General features: G+C 64.7%; 19 protein-coding genes. 6 read left to right on the top strand and 13 right to left on the bottom strand.

Features of this window, described 5'->3' with window-relative positions:
- Positions 1-61 precede the first annotated feature (61 nt).
- The 4 genes from ompR to AXYL_RS07350 all read left to right on the top strand — a co-directional run bounded on the left by ompR (position 62) and on the right by AXYL_RS07350 (position 3,423).
- On the top strand, positions 62-796 hold the full coding sequence (ompR, locus tag AXYL_RS07365) for a two-component system response regulator OmpR (protein WP_013392162.1): 735 nt from the start codon (positions 62-64) through the stop codon (positions 794-796).
- A gap of 34 nt (positions 797-830) precedes the next feature.
- Positions 831-2,225, top strand: coding sequence for an ATP-binding protein (locus tag AXYL_RS07360; protein ID WP_013392161.1), 1,395 nt, complete (start codon positions 831-833; stop codon positions 2,223-2,225).
- Between the two features lie 56 nt (positions 2,226-2,281).
- A complete protein-coding gene (locus AXYL_RS07355) occupies positions 2,282-2,830 on the top strand; it encodes a peroxiredoxin (RefSeq protein WP_006389231.1) in 549 nt (182 codons plus the stop codon).
- Between the two features lie 74 nt (positions 2,831-2,904).
- Positions 2,905-3,423: a carboxymuconolactone decarboxylase family protein gene (locus AXYL_RS07350; protein ID WP_013392160.1), complete on the top strand. Its 519-nt coding sequence runs from the start codon at positions 2,905-2,907 to the stop codon at positions 3,421-3,423.
- Between the two features lie 75 nt (positions 3,424-3,498).
- Here the strand turns inward: AXYL_RS07350 and AXYL_RS07345 are convergent, their stop codons facing one another.
- The 3 genes from AXYL_RS07345 to ispD all read right to left on the bottom strand — a co-directional run bounded on the left by AXYL_RS07345 (position 3,499) and on the right by ispD (position 6,905).
- Positions 3,499-5,589, bottom strand: coding sequence for a DUF4344 domain-containing metallopeptidase (locus AXYL_RS07345; protein WP_013392159.1), 2,091 nt, complete (start codon positions 5,587-5,589; stop codon positions 3,499-3,501).
- Between the two features lie 144 nt (positions 5,590-5,733).
- Positions 5,734-6,225 (bottom strand): 2-C-methyl-D-erythritol 2,4-cyclodiphosphate synthase, encoded by a 492-nt coding sequence (ispF, locus tag AXYL_RS07340; RefSeq protein ID WP_013392158.1) that lies wholly within the window; start codon positions 6,223-6,225, stop codon positions 5,734-5,736.
- Positions 6,222-6,905: a 2-C-methyl-D-erythritol 4-phosphate cytidylyltransferase gene (gene ispD / locus AXYL_RS07335; RefSeq protein WP_013392157.1), complete on the bottom strand. Its 684-nt coding sequence runs from the start codon at positions 6,903-6,905 to the stop codon at positions 6,222-6,224. The genes ispF and ispD overlap by 4 nt, the downstream gene beginning before the upstream one ends.
- 29 nt (positions 6,906-6,934) lie before the next feature.
- On the opposite strand from ispD, the gene mfd reads away from it, so the two are divergent.
- Positions 6,935-10,417: a transcription-repair coupling factor gene (gene mfd, locus AXYL_RS07330; RefSeq protein WP_041652672.1), complete on the top strand. Its 3,483-nt coding sequence runs from the start codon at positions 6,935-6,937 to the stop codon at positions 10,415-10,417.
- A 22-nt stretch (positions 10,418-10,439) separates the two neighbouring features.
- Entirely contained in the window at positions 10,440-11,297 is an 858-nt protein-coding gene (gene serB, locus AXYL_RS07325) for a phosphoserine phosphatase SerB (RefSeq protein ID WP_013392155.1), read from the top strand.
- A gap of 81 nt (positions 11,298-11,378) precedes the next feature.
- Here serB and AXYL_RS07320 read toward each other — a convergent pair whose 3' ends face one another.
- The 10 genes from AXYL_RS07320 to nuoG all read right to left on the bottom strand — a co-directional run bounded on the left by AXYL_RS07320 (position 11,379) and on the right by nuoG (position 24,257).
- Positions 11,379-13,655: a TonB-dependent receptor gene (locus AXYL_RS07320; protein ID WP_013392154.1), complete on the bottom strand. Its 2,277-nt coding sequence runs from the start codon at positions 13,653-13,655 to the stop codon at positions 11,379-11,381.
- A gap of 328 nt (positions 13,656-13,983) precedes the next feature.
- Positions 13,984-14,313 carry a DUF2818 family protein gene (locus tag AXYL_RS07315; protein ID WP_013392153.1) on the bottom strand — a complete coding sequence of 110 codons (330 nt, stop codon included), beginning with the start codon at positions 14,311-14,313 and terminating at the stop codon, positions 13,984-13,986.
- A gap of 15 nt (positions 14,314-14,328) precedes the next feature.
- Positions 14,329-15,813 (bottom strand): NADH-quinone oxidoreductase subunit NuoN, encoded by a 1,485-nt coding sequence (gene nuoN, locus AXYL_RS07310; RefSeq protein ID WP_013392152.1) that lies wholly within the window; start codon positions 15,811-15,813, stop codon positions 14,329-14,331.
- A 9-nt stretch (positions 15,814-15,822) separates the two neighbouring features.
- Positions 15,823-17,325, bottom strand: a complete 1,503-nt coding sequence (locus AXYL_RS07305) for an NADH-quinone oxidoreductase subunit M (protein ID WP_013392151.1) — start codon at positions 17,323-17,325, stop codon at positions 15,823-15,825.
- Positions 17,322-19,355, bottom strand: coding sequence for an NADH-quinone oxidoreductase subunit L (nuoL, locus tag AXYL_RS07300; RefSeq protein ID WP_013392150.1), 2,034 nt, complete (start codon positions 19,353-19,355; stop codon positions 17,322-17,324). The genes AXYL_RS07305 and nuoL overlap by 4 nt, the downstream gene beginning before the upstream one ends.
- Positions 19,356-19,373: 18 nt before the next feature.
- A complete protein-coding gene (nuoK, locus tag AXYL_RS07295) occupies positions 19,374-19,682 on the bottom strand; it encodes an NADH-quinone oxidoreductase subunit NuoK (protein ID WP_006217969.1) in 309 nt (102 codons plus the stop codon).
- Positions 19,679-20,329, bottom strand: a complete 651-nt coding sequence (locus tag AXYL_RS07290) for an NADH-quinone oxidoreductase subunit J (RefSeq protein ID WP_013392149.1) — start codon at positions 20,327-20,329, stop codon at positions 19,679-19,681. The genes nuoK and AXYL_RS07290 overlap by 4 nt, the downstream gene beginning before the upstream one ends.
- A gap of 17 nt (positions 20,330-20,346) precedes the next feature.
- Positions 20,347-20,835 (bottom strand): NADH-quinone oxidoreductase subunit NuoI, encoded by a 489-nt coding sequence (gene nuoI / locus AXYL_RS07285; protein ID WP_008161196.1) that lies wholly within the window; start codon positions 20,833-20,835, stop codon positions 20,347-20,349.
- A 21-nt stretch (positions 20,836-20,856) separates the two neighbouring features.
- Complete coding sequence (nuoH, locus tag AXYL_RS07280) at positions 20,857-21,930, bottom strand: NADH-quinone oxidoreductase subunit NuoH (protein ID WP_013392148.1); 1,074 nt, start codon at positions 21,928-21,930, stop codon at positions 20,857-20,859.
- Positions 21,930-24,257 carry an NADH-quinone oxidoreductase subunit NuoG gene (gene nuoG / locus AXYL_RS07275; RefSeq protein WP_013392147.1) on the bottom strand — a complete coding sequence of 776 codons (2,328 nt, stop codon included), beginning with the start codon at positions 24,255-24,257 and terminating at the stop codon, positions 21,930-21,932. Before nuoG ends, nuoH begins: the two co-directional genes overlap by 1 nt.
- Between the last annotated feature and the right edge of the window lie 10 nt (positions 24,258-24,267).

The following is a 24,267-nucleotide window of genomic DNA, read 5'->3' as shown; positions in this document are numbered from 1 at the left end:
TGTGTAATATCTTGTGAACGCCCACTAGCCGCTGGTTCTCGCCACTGTTACATTTCCGGCCATGAATACGCAAAACACCACTCCCACCCGAAAAATCCTCGTCGTCGACGATGATCCGCGCTTGCGCGATTTGCTGCGTCGGTATTTATCCGAGCAGGGATTCAACGTTTTCGTTGCCGAAGACGCCAAAGAGATGGGCAAACTCTGGCAACGCGAGCATTTCGACCTGCTCGTGCTGGATCTGATGCTGCCCGGGGAAGATGGCCTGTCCATCTGTCGCCGGCTGCGCGGTGGTCACGACAATACCCCCATCATCATGCTGACGGCCAAGGCGGAAGAAATCGACCGCATCGTCGGCCTGGAAATGGGCGCGGACGATTACCTGTCCAAACCGTTCAATCCCCGGGAACTGCTGGCGCGGATCAACGCGATCCTGCGCCGCCGCGGCACCGAGGAACATCCCGGCGCCCCCAGCCAGGAAAACGAATCCATCGCCTTCGGCCCCTACACGCTGAACCTGTCCACCCGCACGCTCACGCGCAACGGCGAACAGGTGCCGATCACCACCGGCGAATTCTCGGTGCTGAAGGTGTTCGCCCGCCATCCCAAGATCCCGCTGTCGCGCGACAAGCTCATGGAACTGGCGCGCGGCCGCGAATACGAAGCCTTCGATCGCAGCCTGGACGTGCAAATCTCGCGCCTGCGCAAGCTGATCGAGCCGAACCCGTCCAAGCCCGTATTCATCCAGACCGTCTGGGGTCTCGGATACGTGTTTGTGCCGGACGGTGGTAGCTGACCGACTCGCCCGCCCCGGGCAGGAGCGCAGCCTCGTGCCCCGCTTGCGCAGAACCTTCAGGAACCTGACATCACGTTTGCGGCTCGGCTTGTTCGGCCGCACGTTCCTGTTGCTCGCCGCGCTGATGCTCGTCTCCCTGGGCGCGTGGCTACAAGTATTTTTCAGCATGGAGCTGGGACCGCGCGCCAATCAAATGGCGCAGCGGGTGATCACGGCCGTCAATATCACGCGCACCGCGCTGATCTATTCGCATAACGACGAACGCAGCAAGCTCCTGCTGGACCTGGCCACCAACGAAGGCATCCAGGTCTATCCGCGCGAGGTCACCGACTTCGCCGAAGCTCTCCCCGACGACGATTACTGGCAACGCGTTGCCCAGCACATCCGCACGCGCTTCGGCCCGGAAACGCAGATCGCCTGGGGCGTCAACCAGGTGCCCGGCTTCTGGGTCAGTTTCCAGATAGAAAAAGACCTCTACTGGCTGGTGTTCGAGCGCGAGCAGATCGGCCTCACGGGCGGGATCGAATGGCTGGGCTGGGGCGCCACGGCGCTGCTGCTGTCCCTGGTGGGAGCCGCGGTCAGCGTGGGCTTCGTCAACCGGCCGCTGTCGCGGCTGGCCCGGGCCGCCCAGGTGCTGTCGCGGGGCGAAAACCCCGCGCCCCTGCCGGAACAGGGGCCGCTGGAGATCCGCGACCTGAACGCCTCGTTCAACCGCATGGCCAAGGACCTGAGGCAGGCCGAGGCCGACCGCGAACTGATGCTGGCGGGGATCTCGCACGATCTGCGCACGCCGCTGGCGCGCATGCGGCTGGAAATCGAGCTGAGCGGGGTGTCCGAGGACGCCCGCCAGGCCATCGACGAAGATCTGGGCCAGATCGACCACAGCATCGGCCAATTGATGGAGTACGCGCGCCCCGCCGGCACGCTGCCGCAACTGGCCACGGACATCTCCGCGGTGCTGGCGGAACTCTACGAACGTGAACGCAGCCATACCGCATCGCTGGGCGGAGAGCTGGACGCCACGCTTGAACCTGGCCTGCGCGCCCGCATCACGGCGCTGGACCTCAAGCGCGTGGTCAGCAATCTGATCGAGAACGCCCGCCGCTACGGCCGTTCCAGCGACGGCATGGCGCATCTCGTCATGACACTGCAAGCTGAAGGCTCCATGATCGCGATCGAGGTATCCGACCGCGGTCCCGGCATCGCCCCCGAGGACGTCGATCGCCTGCTGCGGCCGTTCTCGCGCGGCGAGGCGGCACGCACCGGCGTCAGCGGCGCGGGACTGGGCCTGGCCATCGTCGAACGCCTGCTCAAGCACGTGGGCGGCTCACTGCGGATGCTGCCCCGCGAAGGCGGCGGCCTGACCGCAAGGATAGAGTTGCCCAAAGCGAAGTTTAGGAATTATCAATTAGACAACGATAATCCATAGCGTAGAATTTATGGTTTGAGGCACAGCCTTAATTCCACCAACAACTGGGAGTAAACATGAAAACTGTTGGCGACAAACTCGAGCCCTTCAAGGTCACCGGCGTCAAGCCCGGCTTCAACCAGCACGAAGAAAACGGCGTGTCGGCGTTTGAAGACATCACCGAAAGCTCGTTCCCCGGCAAGTGGAAGGTCATCTACTTCTACCCGAAAGACTTCACGTTTGTTTGCCCGACCGAAATCGTCGGCTTCAACAAGCTGGCCAAGGATTTCGAAGACCGCGACGCCGTCCTGCTGGGCGGTTCGAGCGACAACGAATTCGTCAAGCTGGCTTGGCGCCGTGAGCACCCGGACCTGAACAAGCTGGGTCACTACCAATTCGGCGACACCACCGGCGCCCTGATCGACCAGCTGGGCGTGCGTGAAAAGGGTGCTGGCGTTGCCCTGCGCGCCACCTTCATCGTTGATCCGGACAACACGATCCAGCACGTTTCGGTGAACAACCTGAACGTCGGCCGTAACCCGGAAGAAGTTCTGCGTCTGCTCGACGGTCTGCAAACCGACGAGCTGTGCCCGTGCAACCGTACGGTTGGCGGCGCTACGCTGTAATTTCCAGCCCGGCCCGGGACCCGCTAGCGGGTCCTGCGCTGGGCTTTAACTGCTCTAGATTATAGGTAAAAGCTATGGAATTTCTTACGACCATTAAGGAACAACTGCCGGATTGGGCCAAGGATATCCGCCTGAATCTGGACGCCGTGATCGCCCGTTCGACCCTGGCTCCCGAAGATGCCGTCGGCGCCGCCCTGTCCGCCGCCTACGCCGCGCGCAGCCCGGTGCTGGTCGAAGCCTTCAAGAGCGGCCTGTCGGAAGGCGACGCCAACGCCGCGCTGACGGCCTCGGCCCTCATGGGCATGAACAACACCTGGTATCCCTACGTCGAAATGACCGGCGACGCCCAATTGAAGAGCCTGCCGGCCCAGCTGCGCATGAACGCCTACGCCACCCACGGCGGCGTGGACAAGAAGCGCTTTGAGCTGTTCGCGCTGGTGGCCTCCATCATCGGCAAGTGCCATTTCTGCGTGGCTTCGCACTACGAGAACCTGAAGAACGACGGCCTGTCGACCGAACAGCTGCGTGACGCCGGCCGCATCGCCGCCGTGGTCAACGCCGCCGCCCTGGCGCTGGCGGCCCAAGGCAAGTAAACAGCCTCGCGCAATAAAAAACCCGCCTGCGATACATGCGCAGGCGGGTTTTTGTTATGCAGGACCGTCGATCGCTTATTTCTTCGGCATGCTCGACGTGGTGGGCAGGCCGTTCGCGGCCCAGGCCTCGACGCCGCCGCGGTACCAGTACACGGTCCAGCCCAGCGTGCCGGCGCGCAGCGCCGCGTTGTAGGCGGAACGATCGTTCATGCCCGCGCCCAGGATCACGACGGGCGCCTTGCGATCGCCGCCGTTGTTCTTCAACAGCCAAGCGTCGAAGCCTTGTTGCAGGTGATCCGTGACGCTGCCATCCGAACCCGCATCCGCCAGCGGATAGCCGATGGGCACCGTGTCGCGCAGCCCGCTGGTGTCGACGATCAGGAGGTTCTTGTCCTTCTTGATCATCCCGACCAGATCGGCGGTCGTGATCACCTGGGCGCGGTAGATCTTGTTAGGCGTCGGACCCTTGTACGGCGCGGTGAACAGCATGGTCGTGGCAGGCACGCCAAAGTCTTTCAGTTCGTCGATGGCGCTGGCAGGCAGGCCCTGCCCCGGCGCCGCCGCTGGCTGCTGACGCGGCGCGGCCGAGCCTGGGGCGCCGCCGCCCTGGGCCGCGACCTCGCCGCCCACGGTGCCCATCTCGATGTCGGAAATCATCACCGCGATGTTTTCGATCAGCTCATAGCACATGGTGATCGAGCCTTCGCGCGGGCTGTACCAGGCATTGAGCTGGCCACAGTCCTTGAACACCACGTTGATCGGGCGCGGCAGCACGTAGCGTTCGCCCAGCAGCTTGATGTTGTTCGAGATCGCTTCGGACAGATTATTCGCAAACAAGTTGCCGATCTTGCGCTTGGACGGCTGGAACACCACCTTCACCGGCGCACCGGGCGCATTCGCCGGCTGCTGGCCTTCGGGCGTCCAGGTGCCCACGCGTGTGTGAGGCGCCAGGATCTTGTTCCAGGCGCGATTCTGCTTGTTGAATTCATCCGCGCAACGCGCCCGGGTCCGGTCCTCCAGCCCGACGTGTTTGGCAATGGACTCGAACACGGCAGGGTTGCCGCCGTACATGATGCAGAGCATGTTGCGAAAGCGCTTCAGGTCGCCAGTGTGCTCGTCTTGCCAGGCCGAGGAGGCGTCGGCCCCCCTGCGTTCGGCCACTTTGCCGCTGTAGTACCACTGCAAGGCCGCGTACTTCGCCGCGTCCTGCGCCATCGTGTTCACTTCCTTGTTGTCCGACGGATACATGGTCGGCTCGACGATCTGCAGCGCCGAGTAGATGTCGACCGCGTCCTCTTCCGCCCCCGTCGAGGGCAGCTCCAGCTCGCCGATCAGCGCGTGCCCGAACTCGTGCATGAAGATGCTGCGCATGATGCCGATGTACACCGACACGATGCGCATGGTGTCGCCGCCAAAACGCGGATAGGGGCCTTCCCCCGGCAAGGCCGGGTTGTAGTCGCCGCCGCCCTGTCCAGCGGCCGGAGCCGGCGCCTGGGGTTTTTGCGCCGTGCCCCCGCCTGCGTTGCCGCCGCGCGCGGGCAAGGTGCCGGCCGCCGGCGCCGCGCCGGATTGGCCGCCGGTCATCGTGACCTTGAAGTCGGCAACGCCGAAGGTGCCTACGTCGTAGGCCATGATGCCCAACTCGGCGCCCGTGGCGGGCTCATTGCTGACATCGCCGATCTGCTGGCCGTTCACGATGAAACGGGCCGCGCCGGGCAGTTCGACCACTCTGATGCGGTCGGTACCGTCCAGCTTCGCTATGTTGGGCAGCGACGCGATGTCGCGGCGATTCTGGCCCTGCAGACAGAACAGCAGCGTGTTCTTGTCGGCCGTGAGTTCGAGCAGGCACAGGCTCTTGTTGGCGCGGTTGCTCAGCGCCACACCGATGGACGCTTTCGGATTCGGAGACTTGACGACCACATTGACGTCGGTCACCCGGCCCGATTCCGGCGCCGGCCCGACATTCATGTACAGGGTCTGTTCGCTGTCGGCCTTGTTCGCATTGTGCAGGGTGAACCAGCCATCCTGCACGCCAGCGGTCCAGCCCTCCAGCATCTGCTGCTTGACCGCGCCGGCCAGCGGGCCCAGCTGCTGCTCGTACTGCGCATGCGCGGGCAGGCTTACCGCGCTGAAGATGGAAGCCAGGGCGATGCCACGTAAATGCATCCGAATGTCTCAGTAGTCGAATTGAAGTAGCGCAGAATATGCCAGATCAATTCGACCCGCTTATTCATTTGTTAAAGATGTATCCAAACTAAATGAGCAGCGGAAAAGCGCCTTCGGTCGTGTTGCGCGGAGCCCTCGCGCAAACTAGGAAGCCGCGCGCGCCAGCAAGGCCACTACCGTCGCCGCAATGCCTTCCTTGCGGCCCAGGTAGCCCAGGCCCTCATTGGTCTTGGCCTTGATGTTGACCTCGGTTTCGGCCAGGCCGGTGTCGGCGGCGATGTTCTTCACCATGGCCGGCGCGTGCGGACCGATCTTGGGCGCCTGCGCGTGCAGCGTGGCGTCGATGTTCACCGGTTCCCAGCCCGCGGCGCGCACGCGCGCCATGGCCTCGCGCAGCAGCACGCGGCTGTCTGCGCCCTTGAAGGCCGGATCGGTATCCGGAAAGTGGCGGCCGATGTCGCCCAGGCCGGCGGCGCCCAGCAACGCATCGGTAATGGCGTGCAGCAGCACGTCCGCATCCGAATGCCCAAGCAGGCCATGCGAGTGGGGAATCGTGACGCCGCCGATGATCAGCGGACGGCCCTCGACCAGCGCATGCACGTCGAAACCCTGGCCGACGCGGAAAGGAATACTCATAGCCATTTTTCCATCAGTTCGAAATCGTCCGGCCATGTCACCTTGAAATTGCGCATGGCGCCGGGCACCAGCAGTGGTGCGTAGCCGGCGGCCTCGATGGCCGAGGCCTCGTCGGTGACCGCCGCGCCGCTCACGGAAGCTGCCGTCAGCGCATCGCGCAGCACGCCGGCTCGGAACATCTGCGGGGTCTGCGCCAGCCACAGGCCATTGCGGTCCAACGTGCGCTCTACGCGCTCATGGCCGCCCTTGACGGTGTCCGCCACGGGCAGCGCCAACAGGCCGCCCACGGGATCAGCCAGGCAGGCGTCGATCAGCCGGCCCAGGGCAGCCATCGGCAAGCCGGGGCGCGCGGCGTCGTGCACCAGCACCCAGGCGTCGTCGGCCACGCCGCTGTCGGCCAGCGCGCCGGCCACGGTATCCGCGCGGGTCGCCCCACCGCAGGCTCGCCACACGGTGCGCGGCAGGCCGGCCAGGGCCGCATCCACCCAGCCGTCGCCGGGCGTCACGGCCACGCGCACCTGCGAGATGCGCTCGTCGGCCAGCAGCGCACATACCGCGTGGCGCAGCATGGGCTGTCCGGCCAGCGGACGGTATTGCTTGGGCACGGTTTCATGCCCGGGCCGGCTGGCGCGGGCCCCTACGCCCGCAGCGGGCACGATTGCAATGAGAGAGGCAGACATGGTGCGGTGATTTTATAATCTTCCGCTTGATGCCTGCTTCCAGCCTGATGCCCGCCCCCTCTACCTCCGCCCCAGCCGCGCCTCCCGTCCCCGCGACGGCCCCTACCCTGTCCGCGCTGAAGGCCGGCGCGCGCTATGCCCAGCCGCGCCCGCCGGGCTCCGGCGACGCCTGGCTGCTGGCGGACCTGGCGCGGCAAGCGTCGGCGCCGCTGGTGATCCTGACGGCCGAGCCCGTCGAGGCCCAGCGTCTGGCCGAGGAAATCCAGCTGTTCGCCCCGGACCTGCGGGTGCGCCAGTTGCCCGACTGGGAAACGCTGCCCTACGACGCTTTCTCGCCGCACCAGGACCTGATTTCGGAGCGCCTGCACACACTGCACTCACTGATGACGAAGTCGGTGGACGTGCTGACGGTGCCGGTTACCACAGCGCTGTACCGGCTGGCGCCGCCCTCGTTCCTGGCGGCCTACACCTTTTCCTTCAAGCAGAAGGACAAGCTCAACGAAGCCGCACTGCGCGCCCAGTTGACGCTGGCCAACTACAACCATGTCACTCAGGTGACCGCGCCGGGCGAGTTCTGCCTGCGCGGCGGACTGATCGACCTGTTCCCCATGGGTTCGGTAGTGCCCTACCGCCTGGACCTGTTCGACGACGAAATCGAGACCATCCGCAGCTTCGATGTGGACACGCAGCGCAGCCTGTATCCGGTGCGCGAAGTGCAGCTCCTGCCCGGCCGCGAGTTCCCCATGGACGAGGACGCGCGCAACCGTTTCCGGGCGCGCTTCCGCGAGGTCTTCGAGGGCGATCCGTCGCGCGCCCTGCCCTACAAGGACATCGGCAACGGCATCCCGTTCGCCGGCGTCGAGTACTACCTGCCGCTCTTCTTCGAAGAAACGGCGACCCTGTTCGACTACCTGACACAAGGCACGGTCACCGTCACCGTGGGCGACATCGACGACGCCATCCAGCGCTTCAACCAGGACACTTCGAGCCGCTACGGCTTCCTGAAAAGCGACCGCGAACGGCCGGTGCTGCCGCCGTCCGAGCTGTTCCTGGACAACGAGACGCTCTACGCCCGGCTGAAGGACTTCCGCCGGCTGTCGCTCACTGCCGGCCAGCCGCACCCCGACTTCCGCGCCGCGCCCGACGTGAGCGTGGCGCGCCGCTCCGAGGATCCCATCGCCAAGCTGCGCGCGCTGGTGCAAGGCGGCCAGACGCGCGTGCTGCTGTGCGCCGACTCCGCCGGCCGGCGCGAGACCCTGGTGCAGATGCTGAACGAGTTCGGCGTCACCCCGGACGCGCAGCCCGACAGCATCGAAGCCTTCCTGGCCTCGGACGCCCATTTCGGCATCGTCGCCGCGCCGCTGTCCACCGGCTTCGGACTGCCCCAGGCCAATCTGGCCTTCCTCACCGAAAACGACCTGTACCCCGGCCTGGCCACCACCGGCCGCCGCGGCAAGCGCGACCAGGAACGCGCCAGCAACGTCGAAGCCATGGTGCGCGACCTGTCCGAGCTGCGCGCGGGCGACCCCGTGGTTCATGCGCAGCACGGCATCGGCCGCTACCACGGCCTGGTCAACATGGACATGGGCGAAGGCGGGATGGAATTCCTCCATCTCGAATACGCCAACGGCAGCACCCTGTACGTGCCGGTGTCGCAGCTGCACGTGATCGCCCGCTACAGCGGCGCCGATCCGGAGGCCGCGCCCCTGCACCAGCTGGGCTCCGGCCAATGGGACAAGGCGCGCCGCAAGGCCGCCCGCCAGGTCCGCGACACCGCGGCCGAACTGCTGGCCCTGTATGCCCAGCGCGCCGCGCGCGAGGGCTACGCCTTCAATCTGCCGCTCAACGACTACCAGGCTTTCGCCGAAGGCTTCGGCTTCGAGGAAACGGTCGACCAGGCCGCCGCCATCGAAGCCGTCATCGCCGACATGACCTCCGGCCGCCCCATGGACCGCCTGGTCTGCGGCGACGTGGGCTTCGGCAAGACCGAGGTCGCCCTGCGCGCCGCCTTCCTGGCCGTGGCCAACGGCAAGCAGGTCGCCCTGCTCTGCCCCACCACGCTGCTGGCCGAGCAGCACGCCCAGACCTTCTCCGACCGCTTCGCCGACTGGCCCGTGAAGGTGGTGGAGCTGTCGCGCTTCCGCTCGGCCAAGGAAGTGTCCGCCGCCGTCGAAGGCATCAACGACGGCCGCGTGGACATCGTCATCGGCACCCACAAGATCCTGTCCAAGGACGTGAAGTTCAAGCGCCTGGGCCTGGTCATCATCGACGAGGAACACCGCTTCGGCGTGCGCCAGAAGGAAGCGCTGAAGGCGCTGCGGGCCGAGGTCGACGTGCTGACCCTGACCGCCACGCCCATCCCGCGCACGCTGGGCATGTCGCTGGAAGGCATACGCGACTTCTCCGTCATCGCCACCGCGCCGCAGAAGCGCCTGGCCATCAAGACTTTCGTGCGGCGCGAAGACGGCAGCACCCTGCGCGAAGCGCTCTTGCGCGAACTCAAGCGCGGCGGCCAGTGCTACTTCCTGCACAACGAAGTCGAGACCATCCACAACCGCCGCGCCCGACTGGAAGAACTGGTGCCCGAGGCCCGCATCGCGGTGGCGCACGGCCAGATGCCCGAGCGCGAGCTGGAACAGGTGATGAAGGGCTTCTATCAGCAGCGCTACAACGTGCTGTTGTGCACCACCATCATCGAAACCGGCATCGACGTGCCCAGCGCCAACACCATCGTGATCCACCGGGCGGACCGCTTCGGGCTGGCCCAGCTGCACCAGTTGCGCGGCCGGGTCGGGCGCTCCCATCACCAGGCCTATGCCTACTTGCTGACGCCGGGCGAAGACGCCATCACCAACAACGCCAAGAAGCGCCTGGAAGCCATCCAGGCCATGGAAGAGCTGGGCTCCGGCTTCTACCTGGCCATGCACGACCTGGAGATCCGGGGCACGGGCGAGGTGCTGGGGGATTCGCAGTCGGGCAACATCCAGGAAGTGGGTTTCTCGATGTACAACGAGATGCTCAACGAAGCCGTCCGCGCACTGCGCGCCGGCGAAGAGCCCGACCTGGATGCCCCCTTCAACCTGGCCTGCGAAGTCAACCTGCACGCCCCGGCGCTGCTGCCGTCCGACTATTGCGCCGATGTCCACGCCCGCCTGGGCATCTACAAGCGCCTGGCGCACGCCGCGGACGAAGACGACCTGATCCACATCCAGGAAGAACTGATCGACCGCTTCGGCAAGCTGCCCGAAGCCGCGCAGACGCTGCTGGCCACGCACCGCTTGCGCCTGGCCGCCCAGCCCCTGGGCATCGTCAAGATCGACGCCAGCGAAACCCAGGCGCTGCTGCAATTCGGCCCCAAGACCTCGGTCGATCCGGCCAAGATCATCGAACTGGTGCAGCGCCAACGCCACATCAAACTGGCGGGACAGGATAAATTGCGGGTTGAGATCAAGGCCGCGCAGATCCCGGCCCGCGCCGACGCCGTCCGCGCCGTGCTGCGCGCCCTGAAGTAACCGTCCAACCACACTGATTTTTATGACTACCCATCACCTTGTCGTCCAATCCCCCGGCCTGACCGTGGAACACGCGGAACAGCTGGCGGCCCTGGCCCAGGCGCAGGGCGTGGCCCGCATCAGCGCCACCGCCGCCCGCCTGCTCGACGTGCAGCACGACGATGCCACCCGCGCCGAAGTCGTCGGCTGGGCCGAGCGCCACGGCGTCGACTCTGCCTTCCTGCCCGCGGGCCTGAAGCTGTCGAGCTGCAAGGTGTTGGCCATGGACATGGATTCCACGCTGATCAACATCGAATGCATCGACGAGATCGCCGGCGTCGCGGGCCTGAAGGACAAGGTCTCCGAAATCACCGAAGCCGCCATGCGCGGCGAGATCAAGGACTTCTCGGAAAGCCTGCGCCGCCGCGTCGCCCTGCTCGAAGGCGTGCCGGCCGATGCGCTGGAACAGGTCTATGCGGACAAACTGCGTCTGAACCCCGGCGCCGAACGCCTGATCACCACGGCCCAGGCGGCCGGCATCAAGGTGCTGCTGGTCTCTGGCGGCTTCACTTTCTTCACCGAACGCCTGCGCCAACGCCTGAACCTCGACAGCGCGCACGCCAACACCCTGGAAATCGCCAACGGCGTGCTGACCGGCAAAGTCTTGGGCGACATCCTGGACGCCGACGCCAAGGAAGCCCATCTGCGCGAGTTCGCCCGCCAGCACGGCGCCTCCCAGGAACAGATCATCGCCATGGGCGACGGCGCCAACGACCTGAAGATGCTGGGCATCGCCGGCTTCCCGGTCGCCTACCACGCCAAGCCGCTGGTCCGTCAACAGACGCGCTACGCGCTCAATGTGTCTGGGTTGGATGGGGTGCTGAACTGGTTCGAAAGCTGATCAGACCACACCGGGCGCCAGCCCCGGACCCAGACATGAAAAAAGCCACCTCGCGGTGGCTTTCTTCATTGCAGCAAGGTATCAGTACCGCACGCGCAGCGAGAGCAGCGCAGCCCGGCCCGTGCCCAGCGCCGCGTAGTGCGCGGCATAGGCCTTGGTGTAATACGTTTCGTCGAAAATGTTCAGCACGTTCAACTGCGCCGACATGTGGTCGTTGAATTCGTACGCCGCCATGGCGTCGAAGCGCCAGTAGGAAGGCACCCAGCGCGCCTTGGGGGTGCCGTCCGCGTTCTTGGTCGCGTCCGAGTTGCCGTACACCTTGTCCACGTAGTACGCGCCGCCACCGACCGTCAGCTTGGGCAGCACCTTGTAGGTGGTCCACAGGCTGAAGGCATTGCGCGGGGTGTTGGGCAAGTCCTGGCCCACGGCGCCGCTGTTGTAGGCGCCCTTGGTCATCTCGCTGTTCATGAAGGTGTAGCCGCCGAACACGTTCCACTTGGGCGTGATGCTGCCCGAGAAGCCCAGTTCGATGCCGCGCACCTTGGCTTCGCCGACCTGCGCGGTCTCGGTGGCCGAAACGGCGACGCTGGTGTTCTTGCGGATGTCCTGGAAGGCCGCCGCCGACAGCGTCAGGCGGTCATCGAACACCTGCCACTTCGTGCCCAGTTCCACCGTGCGGCTCTTTTCCGGCTCGAGCGACTGGCTCGTGACCGACACGGCGTCGCTGATCGCGCTGGAGGCGATGGCCGACGGCGTGGAAGAGGTGCCGTAGGTGGCGTAGATCGTGCCATTGGGCGCCGGCTTGTAGGCCAGGCCGACCTGGTAGTTGAAGAGATTGTCCTCGCGGCTGGTGCTGTAGAACGCCGGCGTGCTGGCCGGGTCGTTGCGGCCCTTGGCGATGTTGCTGCCGCTGGTGCGGTAGTTATCCCAGCGCAGGCCCAGGCTGGCCTGCCATTGCTCGTTGAACTTGATCGTGTCGAAGCCGTAGAGCGCGACCGTATCCGTGTTGTAGCGAGCCGGATTGTTGTTGCGTTGCAGATGGCCAGGGTAGTAGGTACCCGGATCCGGATCCCACAACGAGGCGCAGAGCGCCGGGTTGGCGTAGGTATTCTTGCCGTTCGCCGTGCCGGTCACGCAACCGCTGGTTCCGGCAGGAACGCCCGACTCGGTGTAGCTGTCCTTGTCCTGCTTGATGTTGCTGTACTCGAAGCCCAGGTCGAACGAGTGCTTCAGGCTACCGGTATCGAATTCGCCGGTCAGGTTGGTCTGGTTGGCAAAGCTCTTGGTGACGTAGTAGCCCGACTTGAGCGCCCGGTACACCAAGCCGTTCGGGATGTTGCCCTTGCTGTCGTCAGGGTTGGTAGCGGCAAAGTCGGTCGTGCCGCGGCCATAACGGGTGACGTTGCGCAGCTGCAGCTTGTCCGAGAAGTCGTGCTGGAAATCCACGGTCGCCACGTCGTCGCGCGTCTTCATGAAGTCGCGGCCGGTCAGCCCGTAGAAGCTCTTGCGGCTTACACCCATGGTCTCCGTCACCGGCTGGCCCGTCTTCGGGTCATACGGGATGGAGTAATCCGGCATGCTGTCGTCTTGGTAGTGGTAGTAGCTCAGCGTGATGCGGGTCGGCGTACCCACGCCCAGCGTCAGCGACGGCGCCACGCCCCAACGCTCGAAGTCCACCGCGTCGTCACGGCCGGGCGCGTCGCCCTTGTTGCCCATGACATTCAGGCGGAAAGCGGCCTTGTCGGCCAGGCGCCAGTTGCTGTCGATCGTCGCGCGGTAGTTGTTGTCCGTGCCGATCTGCGCCGTGGCTTCAGTGAAGTCGGTGGCCTTGGGCGTCTTGCTGACCATGTTGATGCTGCCGCCCGCGCCGCCGCGGCCGGAATAGACCGAGTCCGGCCCCTTGATGACTTCGACCTGTTCCAGGTTGAAGGTATCGCGCACCTGCGTGCTGGAGTCGCGGATGCCGTCCAGGAAAATGCTGCCGGCGGAGTTCTGGCCGCGGATGATGGGCAGGTCGCCGCCCGGCCGGCCGCCTTCGCCCGCGCCGAACGTGATGCCGGGGGAGTTGCGCAGCACATCCTGCAGCGTGGACGCAGCCTGGTCCTGGATCACTTGCTTGGGCACGACTTGGACGGTGCGCGGAGTGTCCAGCAAAGGCGCCGTGAACTTGGGCGACTGTGCCGTAGAGGTCTGGTACGACGACCCCTCACCCTCCACGCGCACGGGCGCAAGTTGCGTCACGCCCGAATCCGCGGATTGGGCGGCGGCGTAAGGGCTGATAAACAGCGCGGGGACCGCAATAGCGGCGGCCAGGGAGGTCGTGAGCGTATTCAGCGAATACGTATCTTGGGGCTTCAAACCAGCTTCTCCGAATGTGAATAGCAACGATTCTTGTTTTTTTAACGTTTGCGATTCTGAACTCAGGGCCTGAATGAAACCTGAATGAAAGACCCAAACTCATCTAAAAGATGAAAAAACAACACCATAGGCGGGTTATCCCCAGGCCGCGCCACACTCGCGCTCTCGGACAAATTCCCTGAACGGCAGCGCTGGAGGTCCCCCGCTCCGCATGCCCAAGCAAGGGCCAGCAGGACCGTCAGGGAGCTTCGATTACGCTAGCAGGCACTTGCGTGTGCCCGTAAAAAAAACGCCCCAAAGGGGCGTTCTTCAAGCTTCCGGACTGCCTTCAGGCGCGCAGCCGGGGATGCCGCTTGAACAGATAACGGTACACGAACCCCGGATAAGCCAGCACCAGATACAGGCTCAAGGTGATCGCGTAGAACTCCCAAGTCTGGGAAAAGCGGTTGCCCAGGGTCGATTCGAACGCGAAACCCAAGGCGCCGACGATGGCGTAGAACACCAGCACTTCGATCAGGCGCATCCAGAACGGCTTGACCGCAGCCACCCCGCCCTGTTTCCAGGGCATGACGGCAAAGACCCGCTCCGTCAGGAACGGGAGATTCGCGCTGACCAGGGCCAGCGCGATCAACAGCCATACCGCCAGAGTCTGGTTCATGGCCCCGTTTTCCGCTTACAGGCTGAGCGAGCTGCGGATGGCCTGCACGCACAGGGCCATCAGGCCGCCCGGCAGGATGCCCAGGATCAGGATCAGCGCGCCGTTGACCGACAGCACGCCGCGCTGGCCGCAGGTGGCGACCATCGGGGCGGCATCGGCGGCCGGCTCGTCGAAGTACACGACCTTGACCACGCGCAGGTAGTAGAACGCGCCGATCAGCGAGAACAGCACCGCGATCACGGCCAGCGTCACGTGGCCGGCGCTGATCAGCGCCTGCAACACGGCCAGCTTGGCGTAGAAGCCCACCAGCGGCGGAATGCCGGCCAGCGAGAACATCAGCAGCAGGACGATGGCGGCGTGCCACGGGCTGCGGCGGTTCAGGCCCTTCAGGTCGTCGATGTGCTCGCACTCGAAGCCCTGGCGCGACAGCAGCAGCACGATGCCGAAGCTGGCCAGCGTGGTCAGCACGTAGGTCAGCATGTAGAACAGCGAGGCGCCGTAGGCGGCGGACGACAGTTCCGGCTTGCCCGCGACCGAACCCGACATCAGGCCCAGCAGCACGAAGCCCATGTGCGAGATGGTCGAGTAGGCCAGCATGCGCTTGAAGTTGGTCTGCGCGATGGCGGTCAGGTTACCGATGGCCAGCGACAGCACCGCCAGGATCATCAGCATCGGCTGCCAGTCGGCGGCCAAGCCGTGCAGGCCGTCGACCAGCAGGCGCAGCGTGATGGCGAAGGCAGCCAGCTTGGGCGCGGCGCCCAGGATCAGCGTCACGGCGGTGGGCGAACCCTGGTAGACGTCGGGAACCCACATGTGGAACGGCACGGCGCCGAGCTTGAACGCCAGACCCGACACCAGGAACACGATGCCGAACACCAGGGCCAGCTTCTCGGCCTTGCCCGCGGCGATGACCTTGGACACTTCGGCCAGATCCAGGTGGCCCGTGGCGCCGTAGATCATCGACATGCCGTACAGCAGGAAGCCCGAAGCCAGCGCGCCCAGCACGAAGTACTTCATGGCGGCTTCGGTGGCGACGACATCGTCGCGGCGCAGCGCGATCAGCGCGTAGAGCGCCAGCGACATCAGTTCCAGACCCAGGTAGATGGAGATCAGGTTCCCGGAGGAGATCATGACCATCTGGCCCAGCAGCGCGAACAGCGTCAGGACGTAGAGTTCGCCGCCCCGCATCATGTCACGTACTTGCGCGTAGACACGGCCGTACACAAGCGTCGCGGCGACAGCGATATAGGACGCGATCTTGAGCAGATGCGACAGTTCGTCGGTGACGTACAGGCCGTTGAAGGTCGAACCAACAACGCCGTTCTTCCATTGCAGGGCCGACACGACGGTCAGCACGCCCAATGCAAGCATGGTCAGCAAGAACGTCGGCTTGCGCTCGGGGTGATTGCTGACCGCGTCGACGAGCAGGATAGCCAGGCCGAAAACCAGCAGGAGGATTTCCGGTGTCGCCAGGGCGAAATCGATTTGGGATTGCATCATTGTCTTGTCTTACAGTTTCGAGACGGCAACGTGTTGCAGCAGGGCCTCCACCGAAACGTGCATCACGTCGGTAAAGGGCTTGGGATAGATCCCCATGTACAACACGGCGATCGCCATCACGCCAAGAATCACAAACTCGCGGCGGTTGATATCGGTCAGCTCGCGCACGTGGTCGTTGGCGACGTCGCCCAGGACCACGCGCTTGACCATCCACAGCGAATACGAAGCGCCCAGGATCAGGGCGGTAGCCGCCAGCAGGCCGATCCAGAAGTTGTGCTCGACCGCGCCCATGATCACCATGAACTCGCCGACGAAACCGCTGGTGGCCGGCAGGCCGCTGTTGGCCATCGAGAACAGGATGAAGAAGGTGGCGAAACGCGGCATGACGTTGACCACGCCGCCGTAATCGGCGATGCGGCGCGAGTGCATGCGGTCATAGAGCACGCCAATACACATGAACATGGCGCCCGACACGAAGCCGTGCGAAATCATCTGCACGATGGCGCCTTCGACGCCGGCCGTGTTGAAGATGAAGAAGCCCAGCGTCACGAAGCCCATGTGGGCCACCGACGAATAGGCCACCAGCTTCTTCATGTCGTCCTGGACGATAGCGACCAGGCCGATGTAGATCACGGCAATCAGCGACAGCGTGATCATCATGCCGGCCAGGCTGTGCGAGGCGTCAGGAGCGATCGGCAGCGAGAAGCGCAGGAAGCCGTACGCGCCCAGCTTCAGCATGATCGCGGCCAGCACGATGGAGCCGCCCGTGGGGGCTTCGACGTGGGCGTCGGGCAACCACGTGTGGACCGGCCACATCGGCACCTTGACGGCGAAGGCCGCCAGCAAGGCCACGAAGATCAGGATCTGCGGGGTGTAGCCCAGCTTGGTCTGCTGCCAGGTCAGGATGTCGAACGAACCGCCCGACACGTTCCACAGGTACACGAAGGCGACCAGCGTCAGCAGCGAGCCCATCAGCGTGTACAGGAAGAACTTGAACGCTGCGTAAACGCGGTTCGGGCCGCCCCAGACGCCGATGATGATGTACATCGGGATCAGCGTGGCTTCGAAGAACACGTAGAACAGCATGCCGTCCAGCGCGCAGAACACGCCCACCATCAGACCCGACAGGATCAGGAAGGCGGCCATGTACTGGGCGACGCGGCTGGTGATGACTTCCCAGCCGGCCAGCACCACGATGATGGTGATGAAGGCCGTCAGCAGCACGAACCACATCGAGATGCCGTCGATACCCAGGTGGTAGTTGACGTTGAAAGCCTCGATCCAGGAGGTCTTCTCCACGAACTGCATCTTGGCCGTGGTGGAGTCGAAACCGGTGTAGAGCGGGATAGTGACGAGGAAACCGGCGATTGCGCCGACGAGCGACAGGCCGCGCGTCAGGCCGGGACGGTCGTCACGGCCCACCGCCAGCACCAGCAGGCCGAATACGATCGGGACAAAGATCGCAAGCGTGAGCCAGGGGAAAGTGTTGGATGCCATCTCGCTTGCCATCATTGGGGAATCAGCACAAAGAAAGTCACCAGCGCCATGATGCCGATGATCATCGCGAACGCGTAGTGATAGATGAAGCCGGACTGCAGGTGACGGCTGACCGCTGCCACCCAGCCCACCACACGGGCGCTGCCGTTGATCAACAGGCCATCGATGATGCCGCGGTCGCCGGTCTGCCACAGGCCACGGCCCAGGCAGCGCAGGCCGCGGGCGATGATCTGCTCGTTGACCCAATCCACGTAGTACTTGTTCTCAAGCACCTTGTTGATGCCGGACAGGCTGGACTTGATCTTGGCCGGAACCTTGGGATTGATCAGGTAGCAGTACCAGGCGGTGACGGCGCCAGCCACGACCAGCCAGAACGGAACCGTCTGGAAGGCGTGCAGGCCGAAGGCCACCCAACCGTGCCACTCTTCGTGCAGCTCGTGCATCGCCGGATGCTGCGGCAGGACCTTGATGACGCCGTCGAAGAACTTGCCGAACAGCATCGGGTCGACCACCAGGGCGCCGATGATGACCGACGGGATCGCCAGCAGCACCAGCGGCAGCGTGACCACCCAGGGCGACTCGTGAGGCGTGCCATGATGGCCATGGCCGTCCGGCTCGTGGTCGACGTCGGCTGCGTGATGATCATCGTGGCCGTGGCCATGACCGGTGGTATCGAAGCGTTCCTTGCCGTGGAAGACCAGGAAGTACACGCGGAACGAGTACAGCGAGGTCACGAACACGCCGATCAGCGTCGAGTAGTACGCGAAGTTCGCGCCCCAGACGTTCGCGGCGCCGGCGGCCTCGATGATGTGTTCCTTCGAGTAGAAGCCCGAGAAGAACGGCGTGCCGACCAGGGCCAGCGTGCCCAGCAGGAAGGTGATCCAGGTGATGGGCATGTACTTGCGCAGGCCGCCCATGTTGCGGATGTCCTGGTCATGGTGCATGCCGATGATGACGGAGCCCGCGCCCAGGAACAGCAGCGCCTTGAAGAACGCGTGCGTCATCAGGTGGAAGATCGCGACCGAATAGGCCGACGCGCCCAGCGCGACCGTCATGTAGCCCAGCTGCGACAGCGTGGAGTACGCGACCACGCGCTTGATGTCGTTCTGGATGATGCCCAGGATGCCCAGGAACAGCGCGCCGATGGCGCCGATCACGATGATGAAGGACAGCGCCACGTCGGACAGTTCGAACAGCGGCGAGAAGCGGGCAACCATGAAGATGCCGGCCGTCACCATGGTGGCGGCGTGGATCAGCGCGGAGATCGGGGTCGGGCCTTCCATCGAGTCGGGCAACCAGGCGTGCAGCGGAACCTGGGCCGATTTGCCCATGGCGCCGATGAACAGGCAGATGCAGGCGACCGTCAGCAGCATCCAGTCGGAACCGGGCAGCGTCAGGGTGGCCAGCTTGTCGGCCTGGGCGAAGACTTCGCCGTAGTGCATGGTGCCAGCGTAGGCGAACAGCAGGCCGATGCCCAGCACGAAGCCGAAGTCGCCGACGCGGTTGATCAGGAACGCCTTCATGTTGGCGAAGATCGCCGTGGGACGGGTGTACCAGAAGCCGATCAGCAGGTACGACACCAGGCCCACCGCTTCCCAGCCGAAGAACAGCTGCACCATGTTGTTCGACATCACCAGCATCAGCATGGAGAACGTGAACAGCGAGATGTAGGAGAAGAAGCGCTGGTAGCCGGGATCATCCGCCATGTAGCCGATGGTGTAGATGTGCACCATCAGCGACACCGAAGTCACCACGACCATCATCATGGCCGACAGCGGATCGATCAGGAAGCCGATTTCCAGCTTGGTCTGGCCGATCAGGCTCCAGGTGTAGACCGCGCCGTCAAAGCGCAGGCCGTTGAGCACGTCGTTCAGCACCACCACCGAACCGATGGTGGAGATGAGCACGCCCAGGATGGTGATCATGTGCGACGCACGGCGGCCGATGGGACGGCCCAGGAACCCGGTGCCGAAGAGGCCCGCGAGAATTGCCCCGGCCAGCGGAGCCAGCGCGATGAGCAAGTAGAGATTGGGTGAGCTAGACATTTTCTTCCAATACCCCGTTCAGCCCTTCAGGCGATCGAGTTCGTCAACGTTGATCGTGTTCAGGTTGCGGAACAGCAGCACCAGGATGGCCAGGCCGATCGCCGCTTCAGCGGCGGCCACGGTCAGGATGAAGAACACGAACACCTGGCCGGCGGTGTCGCCGAACCAGCTGGAGAACGCCACGAAGTTCATGTTGACGGCCAGGAGCACCAGCTCGATGGACATCAGGAGAATGATCAGGTTGCGGCGGTTCAGGAAGATGCCGAAGATCCCGATGGCGAACAGGATCGCCCCGAGGATCAGGTAGTGGGCCAGCGTCAGCGTCATTTTTGTTCTCCTTGGGGCGCGGCGGCGGTCGGGGTGCCGTTGTGCGCCTGGGCGCGCTCGCTCTGGGCGGGCATGCTCACCAGACGGAAACGGTCCTTCGCACGCACGCGGACGGCGGCCACCGGGTCGTTGTACTTCACGTCGCGGCGGCGGCGCAGGGTCAGCGCGATGGCGGCGACCATGCCCACCAGCAGCAGCGCGGCGCCCACTTCAATGGCGTAGACGTACTGCGTGTACATGGCTTCGCCCAGCGCGCGGGCGTTGTTGTAGTCGCCGGCAACCGGGGCTTGCGGGCCCGCGCCGTACCAGGTCGAACCCAGCACGAAGGCCATTTCCAGCACCATCACCAGGCCGATGATCAGGCCCAGCGGCAGGTAGGTCTTCATGCCTTGGCGCAGGGCATCCATGCGGATGTCCAGCATCATCACGACGAAGAGGAAGAGCACCATCACGGCGCCCACGTACACCAGCACCAGCAGCAGCGCGAGGAACTCGGCGCCCAGCAGCATCCACAGCATGGCCGCGTTGGAGAACGCCAGGATCAGGTGCAGGACGGCGGTGACCGGGCTGCGCGCGGTGATCACGCGGAACGCCGCGATCACCAGCACGGCGGCCAGTATGTAGAACAGGACAGTAGTAAAAGTCATGGATCAGGTCCTGGGCTTCAACGGTAGGGAGCGTCTTCGGCCCGGCGGCGGGCGATATCGGCTTCATAGCGGTCGCCCACGGCGAGCAGCATGTCTTTGGTGAAATACAGGTCGCCGCGCTTTTCGCCGTGGTATTCGTGGATATGCGTTTCCACGATGGAGTCCACGGGGCAGCTTTCCTCACAGAAGCCGCAGAAAATGCACTTGGTCAGGTCGATGTCGTAGCGCGTGGTGCGGCGGGTGCCGTCATCGCGCTGGTCCGACTCGATCGTGATCGCCAGCGCGGGGCACACGGCTTCACACAGCTTGCACGCGATGCAGCGCTCTTCCCCGTTGGGGTAGCGGCGCAGCGCGTGCAGGCCGCGGAAACGCGGCGACGCAGGCGTCTTTTCCTGGGGGTAGCGCAAGGTGACCTTGCGCTTGAAGAAATACTTGCCCGTCAGGCGCATGCCCTTGAGCAACTCGGTCAGCATCAGGCTGCCGAAGAAATCCTTGATCGCTTCCATATCCTGCCTCTGCCTGGCGGCTTAGCGCCAAATGTTCCAGGGCGTCTGCATCCAGATCGCCACCACGACCAGCCAAACGCCGGTCAGCGGGATGAAGATTTTCCAACCCAAGCGCATGATCTGGTCATAGCGGTAGCGCGGGAACGACGCACGGAACCACACGAACAACGAGACCACGAAAAACGTCTTGAGACCCAGCCAGATCCAACCCGGAATCCAGGTCAGCGGCGCGATGTCGATCGGCGAAGCCCAGCCGCCCAGGAACATGATCGAGGCCATGCAGGACAGCAAAATCATGTTGGCGTATTCGCCCAGGAAGAACAGCGCGAACGCCATGCCCGAGTATTCGACCATGTGGCCGGCCACGATTTCGGATTCGCCTTCGACCACGTCGAACGGGTGGCGGTTGGTTTCGGCCACGGCCGAGATCACGTAGATCACGAACAGCGGCAACAGCGGCAGCCAGTTCCACGACATGAACGTCAGCCCCTTGTCGGCAAACCAGCCGCGGTTCTGAACATGCACGATCTCGGACATGTTCAGGCTGCCCGACACCAGCAGCACCGTCACCAGCACGAAGCCGATGGCCAGTTCATACGACAGCATCTGCGCCGAAGCGCGCAGCGCGCCCAGGAAGGCGTACTTGGAGTTGGACGCCCAACCCGCCACGATCACGCCGTACACGCCGATGGACGTGATGGCCATGATGTACAGCAGACCGGCGTTGACGTTGGCCAGGACCACGTCGGGGCCGAACGGCACCACCGCCCAGGCGGCCAGGGCGGGCATCAGCGTGACCACGGGGGCCACGATGAACAGCACCTTGTTGGCCTGCGACGGAACCACCACTTCCTTGGTCAGCAGCTTGAACACGTCGGCGAACGGCTGCAGCAGCCCCTTGAAGCCGACGCGGTTCGGACCCATGCGCACGTGCATGGCGCCGATCATCTTGCGTTCCCAGTAGGTCAGGTAAGCCACGCACAGAATGATGGGCACGGCGATGACCACAATCTTGATGAGGGTCCAGAGGACCAGCCAGACCGTCGGGCCCAGCAATGCCGTACCCTGGCTCTCAAGAACATTAAGCCATTCCATCAGGCACGCTCCACGCTGATTTGACCGAATGCGCCACCCAGGGCTGCGGTGTTTTCAAAGGCTGCGGAGATGCGCACGGCACGGTCGGCCACGGCATCGTCCTGCACGGTTTCGAGTTCGACGGCGCCCTGCGCGCCCGACACGCGCACCTTGACCCCGGCCGTCAGGCCCAGGCTGGTGAGCGTGCGGCCGTTCATGGCGGCAGCCGGCTTCTTCGAGGCCGGGGCCGCTTGCAGCGGCTCCGAACGGCGGACCATGGCGTCGGTGCGGTAGATCGGCACGTCGGCGACGCGCTCCAGGCCGGTGCCGGCCTGGCCCAGGCCCAGCGGGGCCTTGATCTCGTTGGACAGGCGGCCTTCGATGCCGCCCGCCAGCGCGGCGTCGCGCACGGACTCGGAGGTCTCGTCGTCGAAGCCGGCCAAGTGCAGGACGTTGCCCAGCACGCGCAGGACCTTCCAGCCCGGACGGGTCTGGCCGAACGGCGTGACCGTACCCTTGAAGCTCTGGGCCAGGCCTTGCGCGTTGACGTAGGTACCCGAGGTTTCAGTGAACGGCGACACCGGTAGCATGACGTCGGCCCATTCAGCGGCTGCCGAACGGTAAGGCGTCAAGGCCACCGCGAACTGCGCGCCGCGCAGCGCGGCGATGGCTTGCTGGCCGTTGTCGGCGTCCAGCAGCGGTTCGGCGTGCAGGACCACGTAGGCCTTCAGCGGCTCGGCCAGCATGGCGGCGGCATTCTTGCCGCCCTTGCCCGGAATGGCGCCAGCCAGGTAACCGCCGACGGTATTGCCGCCGGAGGTCAGGAAGCCGAACTTGCCGCCGGCCAGTTGCGCCACGGCGCGGCCGTTGGCGGCCAGGGTCGAAGCCTGGGCGCTGGCCACGGCCAGGTTGCCCATCAGCACGGCGGTGTTGGCGCCGGAAGCCAGGCTGGCGGCGATGAGCTTGGCGTTTTCGCCAGGCGTGACCGAGGCGAACTCGGCCGGCACGGCCTGTTCCTTGGCCTGGGCCAAGGCGACTGCCACTTCGGCGAGCGCGCGCGCCAGCTCGGACGGCGCCACGGTAATGCGGGCAGCGATGGGCATCAGGGGATCGTCAGCGGCGCTGTCGACCATCAGGATCTGGGTGCCGCGCTTGGCGGCCTGACGCAGACGCTGCGCCATCAGCGGATGATCCTTGCGCAGGAACGAACCGACCACCAGAACGCGGTCCAGGTTGTCGAGTTCGGCGATCGGCATGCCCAGCCAAGGCGCGCCGGTCAGGGCGGCGTCAAAGGCCGCATCCGTCTGGCGCAGGCGGAAGTCGATGTTCTCGGAACCCAGCGAACGGACCAGGCGGCCCAGCAGCGCGTATTCCTCGGTGGTGGCGTATTCGGACGCCAGGGCGCCGATCTGGCCGGCGCCGAAGCTGTCGCGCACGCGGGACAGGCCTTGGGCCACGGCGGCAAGCGCGTCGCTCCAGGAAGCTTCCTGCCACTTGCCGTCGGTGCCCTTGATCATCGGGGCCGACAGGCGGTCTTCGCTGTTCAGGCCTTCGTACGAGAAACGGTCGCGGTCGCTGATCCAGCATTCGTTGACGGCTTCGTCTTCGAAGGGAACCACGCGCATGACGCGGTCGCCCTTGACCTGGACCACCAGGTTGGCGCCCAGGCTGTCGTGCGGGCTGACCGAACGGCGGCGAGCCAGTTCCCAGGTGCGCGCGCTGTAACGGAAGGGCTTGGAGGTCAGCGCGCCCACCGGACAGATGTCGATCATGTTGCCCGACAGTTCGGACTCGATCGAGCGGCCGACGAAGGTCGTGATCTCGGAGTGTTCGCCACGGCCCAGCATGCCCAGTTCCATGACGCCGGCGATTTCCTGGCCGAAGCGCACACAGCGGGTGCAGTGGATGCAGCGGCTCATTTCCTCGGCGGAAACCAGCGGACCCAGGTCCTTATGGAAGACCACGCGCTTTTCTTCCTGGTAACGCGAGGAAGAGCCGCCGTAGCCCACGGCCAGGTCCTGCAACTGGCATTCGCCGCCCTGATCGCAGATCGGGCAGTCGAGCGGGTGATTGATGAGCAAGAATTCCATCACCGACTTCTGAGCGGCGCGAGCCTTCTCGGAGCAGGTGTGGACGACCATGCCGTTGGTCACGGGCGTGGCGCAGGCGGGCAGCGCCTTGGGCGCTTTTTCCACTTCAACCAGGCACATGCGGCAGTTGGCCGCGATGGACAGTTTCTTGTGGTAGCAGAAATGCGGCACGTAAAGCCCGACTTTCTGGGCGGCATGCATGACCATGCTGCCTTCGGGCACTTCGACCTTGTTGCCGTCGACGGTTAGTTCAACCATTGCTGTTCCT

The sequence above is a fragment of the Achromobacter xylosoxidans A8 genome (assembly GCF_000165835.1).
In the GTDB taxonomy this organism is placed as follows: Bacteria; Pseudomonadota; Gammaproteobacteria; order Burkholderiales; family Burkholderiaceae_B; genus Achromobacter; species Achromobacter xylosoxidans_B.
The sequence above is the reverse complement of the archived record's forward strand: the minus strand, read 5'-3'. Positions and strand labels throughout refer to the sequence as shown.